Origin of the sequence: Bremerella volcania (assembly GCF_007748115.1) — a bacterium.
Taxonomy (GTDB): Bacteria; Planctomycetota; Planctomycetia; order Pirellulales; family Pirellulaceae; genus Bremerella; species Bremerella volcania.
Genome location: NZ_CP036289.1, coordinates 2,208,350 through 2,223,619, shown reverse-complemented (window position 1 = coordinate 2,223,619; position 15,270 = coordinate 2,208,350). Strand labels below are relative to the sequence as shown.

13 protein-coding genes and 1 tRNA gene are annotated in these 15,270 nt (G+C 55.3%); 11 read left to right on the top strand and 3 right to left on the bottom strand.

Annotated features, from left to right (window positions below):
- Window positions 1–53 precede the first annotated feature (53 nt).
- From Pan97_RS09195 to Pan97_RS09185, 3 genes are all read left to right on the top strand, one after another.
- The gene (locus Pan97_RS09195) at window positions 54–980 is read left to right on the top strand and encodes a diacylglycerol/lipid kinase family protein (RefSeq protein WP_165698672.1); all 927 of its coding nucleotides are present in this window, start codon (window positions 54–56) and stop codon (window positions 978–980) included.
- A gap of 179 nt (window positions 981–1,159) precedes the next feature.
- Window positions 1,160–1,984, top strand: a complete 825-nt coding sequence (gene kdsA, locus Pan97_RS09190; RefSeq protein ID WP_144971834.1) for a 3-deoxy-8-phosphooctulonate synthase — start codon at window positions 1,160–1,162, stop codon at window positions 1,982–1,984.
- Between the two features lie 9 nt (window positions 1,985–1,993).
- Window positions 1,994–3,853, top strand: coding sequence for a tetratricopeptide repeat protein (locus Pan97_RS09185; protein WP_144971832.1), 1,860 nt, complete (start codon window positions 1,994–1,996; stop codon window positions 3,851–3,853).
- Window positions 3,854–3,866: 13 nt separating this feature from the next.
- Here the strand turns inward: Pan97_RS09185 and Pan97_RS09180 are convergent, their stop codons facing one another.
- Window positions 3,867–4,727: a phosphoribosylaminoimidazolesuccinocarboxamide synthase gene (locus Pan97_RS09180; RefSeq protein WP_144971830.1), complete on the bottom strand. Its 861-nt coding sequence runs from the start codon at window positions 4,725–4,727 to the stop codon at window positions 3,867–3,869.
- 297 nt (window positions 4,728–5,024) lie between these two features.
- Between Pan97_RS09180 and Pan97_RS09175 the strand changes: the two genes are divergently transcribed.
- From Pan97_RS09175 to Pan97_RS09165, 3 genes are all read left to right on the top strand, one after another.
- On the top strand, window positions 5,025–6,518 hold the full coding sequence (locus Pan97_RS09175) for a hypothetical protein (RefSeq protein ID WP_144971828.1): 1,494 nt from the start codon (window positions 5,025–5,027) through the stop codon (window positions 6,516–6,518).
- Window positions 6,519–6,624: 106 nt separating this feature from the next.
- On the top strand, window positions 6,625–6,846 hold the full coding sequence (locus tag Pan97_RS26490; RefSeq protein ID WP_196782332.1) for a hypothetical protein: 222 nt from the start codon (window positions 6,625–6,627) through the stop codon (window positions 6,844–6,846).
- Window positions 6,847–7,074: 228 nt separating this feature from the next.
- Window positions 7,075–8,688 (top strand): 3-keto-disaccharide hydrolase, encoded by a 1,614-nt coding sequence (locus Pan97_RS09165; protein WP_144971826.1) that lies wholly within the window; start codon window positions 7,075–7,077, stop codon window positions 8,686–8,688.
- An 86-nt stretch (window positions 8,689–8,774) separates the two neighbouring features.
- Here the strand turns inward: Pan97_RS09165 and Pan97_RS09160 are convergent, their stop codons facing one another.
- Window positions 8,775–10,463, bottom strand: coding sequence for a SpoIIE family protein phosphatase (locus Pan97_RS09160; RefSeq protein ID WP_144971825.1), 1,689 nt, complete (start codon window positions 10,461–10,463; stop codon window positions 8,775–8,777).
- Between the two features lie 223 nt (window positions 10,464–10,686).
- On the opposite strand from Pan97_RS09160, the gene Pan97_RS09155 reads away from it, so the two are divergent.
- From Pan97_RS09155 to Pan97_RS09140, 4 genes are all read left to right on the top strand, one after another.
- Window positions 10,687–10,757 (top strand) — tRNA-Gln (locus Pan97_RS09155).
- A gap of 89 nt (window positions 10,758–10,846) precedes the next feature.
- Window positions 10,847–12,052 carry a S1C family serine protease gene (locus Pan97_RS09150; protein ID WP_144971823.1) on the top strand — a complete coding sequence of 402 codons (1,206 nt, stop codon included), beginning with the start codon at window positions 10,847–10,849 and terminating at the stop codon, window positions 12,050–12,052.
- Window positions 12,053–12,081: 29 nt separating this feature from the next.
- Window positions 12,082–12,759 (top strand): HAD family hydrolase, encoded by a 678-nt coding sequence (locus Pan97_RS09145; RefSeq protein WP_144971821.1) that lies wholly within the window; start codon window positions 12,082–12,084, stop codon window positions 12,757–12,759.
- Between the two features lie 125 nt (window positions 12,760–12,884).
- Window positions 12,885–13,979 carry a M24 family metallopeptidase gene (locus Pan97_RS09140; protein ID WP_144971819.1) on the top strand — a complete coding sequence of 365 codons (1,095 nt, stop codon included), beginning with the start codon at window positions 12,885–12,887 and terminating at the stop codon, window positions 13,977–13,979.
- An 11-nt stretch (window positions 13,980–13,990) separates the two neighbouring features.
- Here the strand turns inward: Pan97_RS09140 and Pan97_RS26800 are convergent, their stop codons facing one another.
- On the bottom strand, window positions 13,991–14,428 hold the full coding sequence (locus Pan97_RS26800; RefSeq protein WP_196782331.1) for a hypothetical protein: 438 nt from the start codon (window positions 14,426–14,428) through the stop codon (window positions 13,991–13,993).
- 287 nt (window positions 14,429–14,715) lie between these two features.
- On the opposite strand from Pan97_RS26800, the gene accB reads away from it, so the two are divergent.
- Complete coding sequence (accB, locus tag Pan97_RS09130; RefSeq protein ID WP_144971817.1) at window positions 14,716–15,225, top strand: acetyl-CoA carboxylase biotin carboxyl carrier protein; 510 nt, start codon at window positions 14,716–14,718, stop codon at window positions 15,223–15,225.
- Window positions 15,226–15,270: the final 45 nt, after the last annotated feature.

Sequence of the window (15,270 nt, the reverse complement as noted above, 5' to 3'; positions counted from 1 at the left end):
ATCGATAGGATGAGGGAATCCTTACTTCGGAAATCTCCACAAGTGATGCAACTGTGACCTTTACGGAAATTCACCAAGCCACTTCCACGGATACGGCCTGGCTCTTCATCAATCGAATTGCAGGAGGCTACGACAAGCCCCAAAGCCATGCGCGTCTGCGCGAGTTGTTGAAGGACCTGGGGCTGAACACCATCGAGATAAACTCTCCTCAGCAATTAGCCTGCCAATGGGAAGACGATGCAACGCCGCGCCCCGATTTCATTGTTTCTGTCGGGGGGGATGGAACGGCGGCAATGATCGCAGGCCAAACGGGCGGAACCGTTCCGATCGCCATTTACCCGGCGGGAACCGAGAACATCCTCGCGAAATACCTGCGAATCCCCACTGATATTGGGGCCTTTGCAAAGATGTTGTCGAAACGGGTCGTTCGGCGCCTGGATGCAGGGCAACTGGGTGACCGCACCTTCCTACTGATGCTCTCGGCCGGGTTTGAAGCCGAAGTCGTCCACAGGGTTCATGGACAACGTGAAGGTCATCTCACCAAGTTTCATTATGTCCGACCAACCTTTGAGATGCTCGCCAAGTACCCGTATCCGACGTTGGAACTCGATATCGAGTTGGCCGATGGCAGTCGGACGCAAACCGAAGGTTACTGGGTATTTGCCTTCAACGTGCCACGCTATGCACTCGGCCTGGAAATGACGCCTGATGCAGTCCCGGATGATGGCCTGCTCGACATCTGCGTGCTGACGCAGAAGGGTTTCGGGGCAACCGCAAGCTACATCACCTCACTTGTTTCCGGGACCATCGCCCGTCGTAGTGACGTGAAACGGTTCCAAGCTCGCTCGGCCGAAATCCGTTGCCCATCCGGTCCCGTCCCTCTGCAAACCGATGGCGATCCGGCTGGTTTTACCGATGTCCGTCTCTCAGTCCTTCCGAACTATCTGCCGCTGATAGTTCCTCCGAAGCGATCAAAGTAAATCACCCGGTTCGATACGTGAGCGAACAGGGCGGATGGGAATTTGGCGAAACTCGTGGCAAAATACGCTTAACCAAGATCTCGCCCTAAGTCTTTGCGAATAATTAACCTGAGACGCCCTGGGAGAATCTTCGGCGGGAAAATAGGATGGATGATTCCCCACAAGTCACGAGATAGCCCTTGAACGCTTCGGCCCCAAATTCATCGACGTTTGCCCTCAACTCCGAAGGGCGATTGCTACTGATCGCAGGCCCCTGCGTGCTCGAGTCGCGCGAGTTGTCGTTCCAAATCGCCGAGCACTTGTGCGACCTGACCCAGCGGCTGCCGATTCAGTTGGTCTTTAAGGCATCGTTCGACAAAGCGAACCGTACCAGCATTCATTCGTACAGAGGATTAGGGCTGGAAGAAGGTCTTAAGCTGTTAGAAGCTGTTCGTAGTAAATTCCAGGTTCCGGTCACGACTGATCTCCACGAATCTTATCAGGCCGCTCCTGTGGGCCAGGTTTGCGACATCCTTCAGATCCCAGCCTTTCTCGCACGGCAAACCGACTTGCTGGTTGCCGCGGCACAGACCGGAAAATCGGTCAACGTGAAGAAGGGGCAGTTCATGGCCCCCTGGGATATGAAACACGTTGTCGAGAAGCTCAAAGAAGCAGGTGCCCGAGAAACTTTTTTGACCGAACGTGGAACGTTCTTTGGATATGGGCGACTGGTCAACGATATGCGAAGCTTGATCGAGATGCGATCGCTCGGCGTACCAGTCGTCTTCGATGCCACGCACAGCGTCCAGGAACCAGGCGGGCTGGGTAGCCAAACGGGCGGAAACCGGGCGATGGTGTTTCCTCTTGCCAAGGCTGCCGCGGCGGTTGGAATCGACGGACTGTTCCTGGAAACCCATCCCGATCCTGACAAGTCGCCCAGCGACGGTCCTAACATGGTTCCGCTTGCGGAATTGGAAAACTTCCTTCAGCGCATTTTGGCCGTCCGCGCAGCGGCCCAAGGTTAATCAATCCTCATGATCCGCACGCATCGCACCTCTGTCCTTTTCCTCTTGCTCCTCGTTTTCGTGCTCGGATGCGGTGGCAGGAAGATTCGCCCTCAGGTCGACGACACCAAAGCGACTGTCTCGACCGACGGCGGCAGCTCCAAGCAGTTCGTCGATCAAGCGATGACCTATCTGCGCGACTTGGATCGTTATCCGGCCGGCAAAGTCAAAGTCGAAGTGCTCGAGCGGATGAACCGCTGGCTGATGTCGCAGAAGCTTGATCCTCGCTGGCAACCTGATCCGATGGTGACTGAACTTCCCGCTGAGATTCAAAGCTTGCCGGGTCTTCAGAACCTGCCCAATCGAGGGTTCCTCGATCATCCCGAGTCATTCGCCGCGGTCACGTTTCGTGGCAGCGAGTTTGACTTTCTGGTCGGCAACTATTGGGCCAAGACCATTTCCGACTGGGTCAAAGAAAATCAGACGCCACCGTCCGACATGCAGGCTTTCCTCGACGCACAAACGAATCAAACGCTGGACGATAGCCAGGTGAATGACCTCGGTCTGGCTTACCTGCTTTTCGATTGGACCGTTCGGCACATCCATCCAGTTCGCCCCAATGAACTGGAAGAAGGTCAGTTCGCACCGGGAACAAGTCGCGATACCTGGAACGCATTGCAGTTGAACGAAGGTGACCCACTGGAGCGAGCCCGCGTCTTCATTCAATTGTGTCGCCAACAAGGGCTGGATGCAGTCGTCGTCAAGTTCGGCGAGGGAGAGAATGAACCCCAGGTCGTCGGCGTCGCGATCGGCCAGGAGTTGTTCCTCTTCGACATGGCCTATGCACTGCCCATCGCGGAGAAAGATGGTAAGGGTATTCAACGCTTGTCACGCCTGGTCGAACACCCGGAAGACCTGCAGGCGATGGCGTCTAAAAACTACAAGTACCCGGCAACGGCCGAGGACCTTAAGAAGGTGACGCTTTTAATCGAAGCCCCGTCGACCGCCCTTACCCAGGCAACGCAGTTGCTGGAAGGGGTTCTCTCAGGCGATTCGACGATGAAGGTTCACGTCAAACCATCTTCCTTGAAGGATCGCCTGTCGAGCTTCCAAGGCGTTACCGATATTCAGCTCTGGACGGTCCCTTTCGAAGCCGAAACGGCCATTACCAAGCGACTATCTGATCCCACGCTGAAAGCACTTTTCCAGGTCGAACGCTGGATCTACGACACGATGACCCCCTTTGCAATCGCGCGGACGCTTCAGCTGATGTGCAAGTTCGATGACCAGTCGCAGCAAAAGGGGGCCCGGTCGATGTTCATGGAAACGCGTGTGATGGAACGCCAATTCCGCATCGCCAATCCTCGCGAGCAGCTTGAAATGCTGGCAGTTGGCGGTATGGACTTGCCGGATGATCCCAAGGTGCAGCAGTTCTTCCTCGACCGTGTCCGAAAGAACGTCTTGTTATGGCGTGAACTGGCTAGTTTCAATCTCGGTGTAATCGCGCTGGGCGATGGGCAATATGAATCAGCCATCTACTTCTTTGAAGATGGAACGCTCAAAGAGTTTCCCACCACGCGATTCAAATCGGCGGCGTTCTACGGCATTGCTCGCAGTGCGGAAGCGATCGCGCGGCAAGACGAAAACAAAGAGATGGCTCAGAAGGCGTTTGATTTCTACACCGATGACGATGACGTGCTTTCGCCTTATCGCCGCGGCAATGCCCTGCGGGCCGAGCGTTTGCCTCTTCTGGAATCGAAAGAGGAGACCGCGCAGCAGCAGTCGGCGGAAGATTCCGAAGTGAAGGAATCGCCCAAGGAGGCCGAAGACAAAGAAGCAAGCCCGTCGGAGCCGTCTTCTCCCGAGGCTGAAACGACTACGGAAAGCTAAATCTCGAATGTGCTTACCACGCGAATTTTCGCTCGGTAATTCGCTCGTAGGCTTCGATATACTTGGCCCGAGTTTTCTCGACGACTTCCTGCGGGAGCGTTGGCGGCTCGCTGTTTTTATCCCAGCTACTTGCTTCCAGCCAATCGCGGACGAACTGTTTGTCGAACGACGGCGGGCTCATGCCAACGGCGTACTCATTTTGCGGCCAGAACCGGGAACTATCCGGCGTAAGCACTTCGTCAATCAGTAGCACCTCTCCGTTGACGACGCCCCATTCAAACTTAGTGTCGGCAATGATGATGCCATGCTCAAGTGCCCGCTGGGCACCCGCCTGGTAGACGGCGATGCTCTTCTCACGAAGCAGATTCGCCATGTCGGGGCCGACGATTTCCACCATCCGCTCGAACGAGATATTCTCGTCATGCCCCGATTCGGCCTTGGTAGCCGGCGTGAAAATGGGCTCCGGCAGCTTGGCGGCTTGCGGCAACCCTTCCGGCAGGGGAATATCGCAGACCGTTTGACTGCGTTGATATTCCTTCCAACCAGATCCGGCCAGGTAGCCGCGCACGACGCATTCGATCGGGATCACTTCCGTCTTCCGCGCCAAAGTCGCGCGCCCATCCAGCTCGCTGAGATCAACATCGCCATCCAGTTTCATTTGCTGAACGTCGGTTGAAATCAGGTGATTGGGGATATCAAGCGTCTCGAACCAGAATTGGCTCATCTGCGTCAACACCCGCCCCTTATCCGGAATAAGCGAAGGAAGAATATAATCGAAGGCACTAATTCGGTCGGATGCAACCAACAATACCTGCTCGCCCAGATCGTAGACGTCGCGAACTTTGCCCTGTCGAACCGGATAGTTAAGACCCATGTTTTTCCGATGTGAGTCGTTTGAGGGGGATATACTGGGGATTCCGAGCCAAATGATCGATTCAGTCGCATTGGCCACTTTAACCGGCATTTTGCCACAGCCAGCGCGTGTGAAACAGACCTAGCAAACTCGATTACCCGCAGAGTTGCTCCAGGCGACATACCCCACGAGATGGACATTTTCGTGGTTCATCCCAGCATGGCCGACGATTAGAATTGAAAGAGCGTGCTATCACGCGGGGAGAGCAGCATGATTGGCATTCTCGATTAAACCCCATGTACGAGAGCGAGCCGGGTTTTGCCCAAACTAACGTTTCGAATTCCTAACGAACTGAACATCTCGGACGAAGACTGCCGCGTGATCCATGTGGTTGGCTGTGATCGATTGGTCCGTGCTACGTCCGTCAAACGATCCGAAGACCGTCTCGTCCTTGATGTGTTGGAAACCGACGGGGTAAAGGTCAAGGTACCGTATCGAAACGAACGACGATCCTCTCAGATCTTGTCGACCTGTGCCCTTCGCGTCGACAACAAAACTTCCTATAGCTTGTTGCTGGAACTTGCCCGTGGTTCGCTCTTCCGCTTTCGCACGCTTACCAATGCTTGCCTCGATGCGGAACTCGACCTGTTGGATGTGACCAAAAAGCTTCTGCAGGATGCGACCAACTATTTTGCCCGGGCTGCGGTAACGAAAGAGGATCCTGCCGAGTCAGACGCAATGGCGGTGAAGAGCCTGACGTACTCGCTGAAAGGCCTATCTCACCTGGAACACGTCTATGCGACGGCTTCGTTTCATGCGATCTCGAATCAGTCCCATGAACGGGCCTTCCTGCGCGGCATTGCCCTGACGGAACCGTTGTCGGCCGAGATCAAACCACTGCTGACCGATTCGCTGAATACGATTCTCGTCGAGCCCAACTGGAAGCAGTGCGAACCAGAGGTCGGGCATCATGAATGGGAGGAAGTGGACGCCACATTGGATGCCGTTCGCGAACAAGGGCACGCGACGGTGCTTGGACCGATGTTTTGTCTCGATCGATTCGCTACCCCTGACTGGCTCTACCTGTGGGAAAACGACTTCGAGGAAGTACTCAGTGCCGTATCGAAGTACACCCAGGCACTCATTCAGCACTATCGCAATCGAGTCGATCTTTGGTACTGCGCGGCAGGCCTCAATGCCCAGACTTCGCTCGATTTAAAAGAAGAGCAGCGACTTCAGTTGCTGCTGCATATCATTCAAACGATTCGTACTACCGGCCTGCGTGCTCCACTGCTTGTGAGTTTCGCCAAACCATGGGGCGAATACATGACCAGCCGCGATCGCGAATTGGCTCCGATTCATTTCGCGGAAGAGTTAGTCCGGGCCCGCGTTGGAATCACGGGGATAGGTCTGGAACTGAACTTCGGTGAGTTGTCTCCGGCAACGTACTTCCGAGGTTTCTTCGACGTGGTCGATTTGCTCGATTACTGGAGCCTGTTGGGCGTGCCGCTGTTTGTGACGCTGTCGGCTCCCAGTTCGTGGCGTCCTGACGAGGGCGCACTGTACGGTGCCCATCGCGAGAAAGAACCGCAAGAGCGAATCAGCCGGCGTACTCAGCGCGAATTGGTCGAGCATGTTTTGCCCGCGCTTTTAACGCATCCGCAAGTGCAAGGCGTCTTCTGGAGCCAGGTCTCCGACACGCAGCCCCACCGCTTTCCGCACGCGGGACTGCTCGATCCGCGCGGACGTCCTAAATCCGCTGTGACCAAGATGACCGAATTGATCCGAACCTACTTCCCAGAAAATATTTAGAAAAGGTTAAGAGGCACGTTTTTTCGGAAGCCCGCAGCCCCTACAATTAGGGTCTCGGCTTTCCCGCCACGAGATTTTGCTTTTGACGCTTAGGAGTTTTTTCACCATGTCAGTTTTGAAGTGGATGTGCTCGGCCAGTTTGGTCATGGGCTTAATGGTATTCTCGATTGGTTGCAGCTCGAAGACAGCTGAACCACCCGTCGAAAACACCTCAGAACCAGAGATTTCGATGCCCGCCGAAGGAGAAGCTCCGGCTGAAGAAGCTGCTCCCGCGGCCGAAGAAAAGCCAGATGCGGCTGCCGAAGAAGAAAAGCCCGCTGAGGAATAAGCGGCACGGTCTGACTCGCAGAAATTCAAAGGCACCCAGTTGTTGCTGGGTGCTTTTTCATGCGCGAATCGAGAATAACTCTCTCAAAACTTGATTCCCTTTGCCTCATTATTCAAACTAGAATTTCTTACCCATCCCCCCAAAACAATCCATGACAGAATAGTCCTGGGCGGCGTCTCTTAGACCGTTAGACGCCCAGTCCAAGGTTCGTCGGTCGGAGTTACCATCATGTCGTTGTATCGTGCTTTGTTTTCCCTGCTGATCATTACCTCGTTGCTTGCTGGTCCGGCAATCGGCCTAGAGCCATCTGCCAATAAGGACGACGAGCGCATCGAGAAGCAAGAGAAAGAGAAGAAGGAATCTCCCAAACACGACTCGAAAGAGCAAGGCAAGAAGAAGCACGACGAACACAAAAAGCACGAGAAAGATCACAAGGACGGCGACAAGGACAAGCCTGAAGCTTCCGACAAAAAGAAGCCGGAGAAGAAGGACGACCAATCAGGCGACAAGTCGAAAAAGGATGCTCCTAAAAAGGAAATGAAACGGGAGCCAAAGCTAGAAGAATCTAAGAAGGAAGAGAAACCCAAGCCTTCGAAGGATGATGCCAAAGATCAAGTTGAGAAGAAGGACTCCGACGACAAACCGGCCAAGGGTGCCCCGAAGAAGGAAATGAAGCCTGAGGCTAAGAAGGAAGAGCCGAAGAAGAACGAACCAACTCCGGCCAAGAGGCCTGCTCCCGAGCCAAAAATGGAAGAGGGAGAAGGCAAGAAGATGGAATCGAAGCTCGAGCCGAAATCGGAAGACAAGCCTGAAGAGATTCCGCCCCCGAAAGAAGCTCCCAAGCCAGAGCCGAAGCCGCAGCCTAAGCCCAATCCGCAGAAGTTCGCGGTCACCGACCTATCTCAGGTCGATGAGGACTTCGCCTACCAAGGGGAATATTATGGCAAACTACGATTGCCGGGCGGGATCCTCGAAGCGACGGGCATCCAAGTCATCGCCCGCGGCGATGGTAACTTTGTCGGTCGTCAGTTGCGGGGTGGGTTGCCGGGCAATGGCTGGAGAAACGATCAATTGATCGATCTGAGCGGTAAGCGAGATGGCGACCAACTGGTTCTCAGCCAAGGGAACTACCAGGTCCATATCACCGGTAAGAAAGCGACGGTGATCAACTCGGCAGGCGATATCCTGGGCATTCTGACCAAGGTCAGCCGCCGCAGCGAGTTGCTGGGACTCAAGCCAAGTTCTCGGGCAACGATTCTGTTTGATGGTACCTCCGCCGATGGTTTCGTTGATGCTAAGGTCAACGAGAAAGGGGAACTGCAAATCGGAACGACCACAAAAGATCCTGTCCAGGATTTTCGTCTTCACCTTGAGTTCCGCCTGCCATACATGCCGTATGCGACCGGTCAGGCTCGCTCCAACAGCGGACTTTATATTCAGGAACGCTACGAAGTCCAGATTCTCGACTCGTTTGGCCTTCCAGGAGAGTTCAATGAATGTGGAGCCCTCTATCGCACCAAGAGCCCTGACGTCAATATGTGCTTTCCCCCGCTGACCTGGCAGACCTACGACGTCTACTTCACGGCCGCACGTTTCGACGATGAAGGGAAAAAGATTTCACCGGCTCGCATCACGGTGCAGCACAACGGCATCTTGGTTCAGGACAACTACGTGATCCCCAACAAGACCGGTGCCGGTAAGCCGGAAGGGGCCGAGCCGCGCCCGATAAAACTGCAAGACCACGGCAACCCAGTCGTCTTCCGCAACGTCTGGATCGAATACCTTGGTGGCCCCGTGGTGAACAGCCAGGCCGAAGCCATCGATACGCCTGAGCAGAACTAGCCGCTAAAGCGGTTCTGATCACAAGAAAGGTCTCAGCAACAATCCTCCTTGAAAGTGATTTGCTTTCGAGGGGGATTTGCTTTCGGCTACCCTTTGCGCTGGATTGTCACCATGCACATATCGTCGAATTGAGGGCTGTCCCCCATGAATTTCCGGCAGTCGTCGATGATCGCCGTGCTGCAGACTTCGACGTCGTCGGTCTTCTGGGAAACGCACTGAAGCATGCGTTCCATCCCGTATTGATCGCCATCAGCGTTCATCGCTTCGTTGATGCCGTCGGTATAGATGAAGAGCATCTCGCCCGGTTCGAGCATGAACTGGGCAATGTCGTAATCCATGTCTTCCATGATTCCCAGCGGCAGGCCGATCTCTTCCTCGGCAATCATCGAGCACGTGCCGTCCGGTTTCCGCAGAATAGGTGGATTGTGACCCGCGTTGATGAGCGTTACCTGGTGCGTTTCCGGATGCAGAATCGCTATGGCCAGCGTGACGAATTTATCGGCCGGGGTATAAGCCGCAAAGTTGTTATTCAGGTGAAATGCAGCTTGCTGAAGATCGGCCATCGACGCCAGGCAATACCGAGCTTCGGCCGACAATTTGGCCATCATCAACGAAGCCGCGATCCCGTGCCCCACGACGTCCCCGACGAGGATCGCCGTACCGCCGTCGGGTAGCGAAATGTAGTCGTAATAGTCACCGCCAACCGAATTCGCGGCCAGATAGTAGTGATAGAAGTTGTAGCCAGGCACCGAAGGCTGTTCCGACGGCAGAAAACCAATCTGAACCTGCTTGGCCGTGTGCAGGTCGCGTTCGAAGGCGATCTGCCGAATGGCCTGATCGTGCAATTGGGCTCGTTCGATGGCCGCCGCGGCCTGCATCCCAACGCTGACGGCGACTTCCAGGTCTTCCTTCTGGAATCGTTTTCGTTGATCGAGCGTATCGATCTGGATCACGCCGATCACTTCATCATCGGCATTCACTAGCGGAGCGCACATGATCGACCGAATCTTGAAATCGGTGATGCTCTGGCTCATCTCAAAGCGTGAGTCTGCGGCCGCGTCGGCCGAGAGGACCGCTTCGCGCGTCTGCATGACGTGCTTGACGATGGTACGGCTGATTCGGATTTCCTCTTCGTCACTTTCCTTTCGAGCCTTGGTCCAGCGGGGGACCATATTGCCCGAGCCATCCGGCAGGATGATGAAGCCGCGATCGGCTTGCAGGAAGATATGGAACAAGCCCTCAAGAACTTTTGGCAGCACCTCGTCTAGTGAGAGGGTCCCCGTTAGTCCGCGCGTGATCTCCAGCAGCGCGTTCAGCTTTACTTCGGGACTTGCCGTCAGGTGAATGGAACCGGTCTGCGACGAAACCTCGAACTTCGACATGATCGTGGAGGTCGCCCCGTCATCGTCCACCATGACGGCACCGAACGCGCCAGGGCCATCGGCCTTGAGGCCAACCGTTTCAGTCGGGGCCGGTTTGACCCCTTCCTGCCTGAAATCGAACGAGATGTCGCAGACGCGGATGGTATCGCCATGCTGCAACTTGTGGGGCGTGGCGATTTGCTCATCGTTAACGAAGGTCCCGTTTCGACTTTTCAGGTCCTCGATGATGTATCCGCTATCTTTGTGCGTAATTTTTGCGTGGTACCGACTTACGGCACCTACTTCGACGACGATATCGCACTCGGGATGACGACCGAGGGTAAATTCCTCGCCAGCGAGGAATATTTTCTTACCGGAATCTGGACCATTCAGAGCGACGAGGTAGCTGGACATGCCTTGCGATGATCTCCCGCCAGTGTTGTCGGGTCCCAATTGCTGGGACACCATCTCGGAAAAGGGTTGAGGGAAACGGTCTTATCGTCCGAAAACTTAAGAATCGTTTCAAAGGGGTGCAGGCAGTAGTCTACCAATTAAGGCAGGCCTCTACTATAGTTCGCTGCCTGAATCCCTTGACGCCAGACGACTTAGGCCATACCCTTAATCGCTGCAAAATTATTGGGGAATAGTGTAACGGTAGCACGACAGATTCTGACTCTGTTAGTCTAGGTTCAAATCCTAGTTCCCCAGCTTTGTTGGCTCGCACGATTGGCGAGCTAATTTTTCGCGCGGAATTGAGTTCCGCACCGCTGATCCCCTCAAACCCCCTGCGTGCTTCCATGGAGCCTACCCCTCATAACGGCCCTCCAGAGGCCGCAAATTCGACCCCGTCGCAGCCCAACCCGGTCGCCTTCTTGCGGCTGTTTCTGTACTGCCTGGTCGCCGCTTTCTGTGGGGCCTGGGTTATCAGTTATTGGACCACCTCCAGTGACAAGCCCTCGCTCAATCCCAATGCCGAACCTCGGACGATTACCCCCCGAGGGGATTTGGCCGACGACGAGAAGTCGACGATCAAATTATTCGAGAAATCTGCCAACTCGGTTGTTTTCATCACGACCTCGCAGCAGGTTCGGATGTATGGAAGTGCGAAAATCTCGGAGATGGCGACCGGGCAGGGAAGTGGGTTCGTCTGGGACGAACAGGGGCATATCGTCACCAACTACCACGTCGTCAAGTCAATCGCCAACGGCTCGGGCACGGCTCGTGTCACCTTCGCCGACGCTTCGACCTATGTGGCCACGATTGTTGGCTCGTCTCCCGAACATGACCTGGCGGTCCTCCAGGTAACTAACTTCCAAGGAGATGCCTTTGAGCCGATCGAGGTCGGGGAGTCCGCCAATCTTCAAGTTGGCCAAAAGGTATTTGCGATCGGAAACCCATTCGGTTTCGACCATACCCTGACCACTGGTGTCATCAGCGGCCTGGGACGATCGATCGAAGCGGAAGATGGGCGGCAGATAGACGACCTGATCCAAACCGACGCGGCCATCAATCCTGGCAACAGTGGCGGGCCACTATTGGACAGTGGCGGTCGTTTGATTGGGGTGAATTCCGCAATTTACAGTCCCAGCGGAGCTTACGCCGGGATCGGTTTCGCTATTCCGGTCGACACGGTTAACTCCGTAGTTACCGAGTTGATACGGCACGGTCAGATCAAGCGGCCATACTTGGGTGTTCGCGTCGCACCACCGACAATCAACGCGCGCCTGGGCAGAGAAGGGGCCCTGGTCGCTGAGGTTGTTCCTGGTAGTCCGGCGGAAAAAGCTGGTTTTCAACCCACAATCATCACCTCGGACCAACAGGTGGTGCTGGGGGATTTAATCATTCAAATCGACGGCAAACCCATCAAAAACTTCGGTGATATCGTTCAGCAGTTATTCGATCACAAAATCGGAGACACCCTCCAAGTCACGGTTATTCGTGGACTGTTGACCGAAAAACAACGGGAAGTCGAACTCGAAGTCGTGTTGGCCGAGTCGACTTAACGAACCAAGCAGCCTTGCCAAGGAACATTATGAAAGTCTGTCTCTTCGATATCGATGGAACCCTCATCACCACCGGCATGGCAGGCAAAGACGCCATGATCGAGGCGTTTCTGAAAGTGGCCCAGTTGACCGAACTGGAACACGTCTTTCAGGTCAGCGGCAAGACAGACCGAGGTATCTTCGCCGAACTTTACGAACTGCACGGCAAGACGCTCTCTGAAGAAGCCTGGCACGCGTTTCTCGATCAGTACTTGGGCGGACTGGCGACCAACCTTCCCCAGCGGCAAGGGCTCGTGCTCGAAGGGGTTGCCGCGTTGCTGGCCAAGCTCTCGCAGCGCGATGATGTCCTGCTTGGCCTTTTGACTGGAAACGTCGAGAAGGGGGCCGCCTTGAAACTGGGGCACTATGGAATTCACGAGTACTTCGCGTTCGGCGGGTTCGGCGATCATCACCCCAACCGAGACGACGTGGCGCGAGCCGCATTGGAAGCCGCCGAGGCATTTCATGGCGAAAAAATCTCGCCCGAGGACATCTATGTCCTCGGTGATACGCCCAACGACGTGAAGTGTGCCCGGGCAATCGGCGCGAAAGCCGTTGCCGTCGCCACTGGGGTCTTTTCGATCGAAGAACTCGAAGCCGCCAAACCCGACCTCTTGCTCGCCAATCTGGCCGATACCGAGGCCGTAACTCAGTTCATCTTTGGCTAAAAAACGAAGGAAACTTGGCCGTTCGCGCGAAATTTAACATTTGCAATGCTTGCGAAAACGGTCCATTCCTCGAAAATTGAAGCGGAATCTGGATAACGCTGACCTCTCATCTTGAAGCAGAAACCATGGCCACCACGCGTACTCGTGTTACCAAGCTCCGTCGCCAACTGAAGCAGAGCGGGGCGGATGCCTTGCTGGTCACCAACTTCAAAAACGTGACCTATCTGACCGGCTTCACCGGCGACGACAGTTATTTGCTGGTGACCGCCAAGGAAGAAATCCTGTTCAGCGATCCTCGTTACAGCGAGCAGCTCGAAGCAGAATGCCCCCACGTGAAGCTCGAAGTTCGCGAGCAGGGCACCTCCATACTCGACGCCGTCGCCAAGACGGTCGGCAAAGCCAAGATCGGCAAGCTCGGGATCGAAAGCGAGTCGATGACCGTTCAACTGTTCAACAAGGTGGTCGCCAAACTGCCCAAGGTCGAGGTCAAGCAGCTTGATGGGTTCGTGGAAGAATTGCGGGTCGTGAAAGACAAAGGAGAAATCGCTCTCACGCGCGAAGCCATTTCCCTTGCCGAGAAAGCGTTTGCTGTCCTGAAAGCGGGCCTTCGCGGCGATCAAACCGAAAAAGAACTGGACGCGTTGTTAACCTACGAAATCCAACGCAACGGCGGCCGCGGCACCAGTTTTCCTCCGATCGTGGGTGTCGGTCCACGGGCAGCTCGCCCCCATGGAACGCCTGGCATGGTCAGGATGGAAGAAGACAGCTTCGTCCTGATCGATTGGGGAGCCGACTATCGGTTCTACAAGAGCGACCTCACCCGCGTCCTCTTCTACGGCAAAGTACCGGCCAAGATGAGAAAGATGTACGAGACCTGCCTGAAAGCTCAGTTGGCCGCCATCGACGCGATCCAACCCGGCGTCATCATGTCCGACGTCGACAAAGCGGCTCGCAGCATCATCGCCAAGGCAGGCTGGGGAAAACAATTCGGACACGGCCTGGGTCACGGCATCGGCCTCGATATTCACGAATCCCCGCGACTGAACTCGCTCAGCCATCGCCCCCTGGAAGCCGGCATGATCGTCACCGTCGAACCTGGCATCTACTTCCCAGGCTTCGGCGGCGTCCGGATTGAAGATGACGTCCTGGTCACCAAAGATGGCCATGAAGTACTGACGAGCGTGCCGAAGTCGTTCGAGGAAGCGACGATTACGCTTTAAGTCGACTACCGTTACCCTTTCCACTTCTTGGAAGAGGGTGAAATGCGATCTGCTTTCACTTCGGTCGCTCGACTCAACAGCGAGTAGTGGCACTTGGAACCTTTCCCATACGGAAACCCCGTCGGCCGTGCGAGGCCGGCATGGCCTTGCAGATGCTCGAGCCTATCGCCCACCCAGCGGATGATGCCGCGATGCTCTCGGCCGTAGTGTTCACCAAACTCGATCAACTGATCCAGTAGCGAATACTCAACCCCGCGCCGGATATCGAAACGACCTCGCTCCAGGCAGGTTTCGCCGTCGAAAACTCGGTAGCAGTAACCCTCGAACTCAATCCGTGGTTTTCGAAACCAAGAGATGTAGAAGGGGGCTTTGAGCCCATCGTCCCCAAAGCGGATGCAAATCCACGCCCCTTGAAGATCCTCGAGCGTCGGACCGTGGAAGTCACTCATGGCGGGCAACCAATTCTACGAAATCGGCGATTCGAGCGATGGCGGTGGCAGTGTTCACGCAAAAAATCAGCCCATGACAATCAAGACCCGTCAGTTCGGATCTGCGAACCGGCCCAATAATCCTACGAAAGGGCTGCTAATTGTCCCTTATGTCGAAGATGTCTGTCAAATCTTCTCCCCGCTTACCCATCTGGACGAAACCTACCTTTATCCCTTACGCTGTAAAGCTTTGCCAAAATACAATACGACCATATTCCCCTAGCGGATGATCCCGTGGGAGAGAACGAATGTCCGATTCCAAATCGACTTCCAGCAATGTATTCAACGTCGAGACGGTTCGCTCGCTAGTTGAACTGATGAAGCAGCATGACCTGAGCGAACTCGACCTTCGCGAAGGGGACCAGAAAATCTCGCTCAAGCGAGGTGGTCAGCCCCCCATTTATGCCGCTCCGGCACCAATGCAGGCCGCTCCCATGCCGGTTGCTCCGGCGGCATCGGTCTCTTCGGCTCCGACAACTTCTGGGGGTGGTGAAGCTCTAGCTTCCGACGCCCACCTGATTGCCATCAAGAGCCCGATGGTTGGTACTTATTACTCAAAGCCCAAGCCCGATGCCGAATCGTTTGCTCGCATTGGTGACCACGTCTCGGAAGACACCGTTGTGTGCATCATCGAAGCCATGAAGGTCTTCAACGAGATCAAGGCCGAAGTCTCCGGCAAGATCGTCAAGGTTTTGGTCAAGGACGAAGAACCGGTTGAATTCGGCCAGCCGATGTTCATGGTCGATCCGCAGGGCTAATTCCATCCTCATCGAACCTCGCGTCCAAGTAGCGAGGAATCAGAA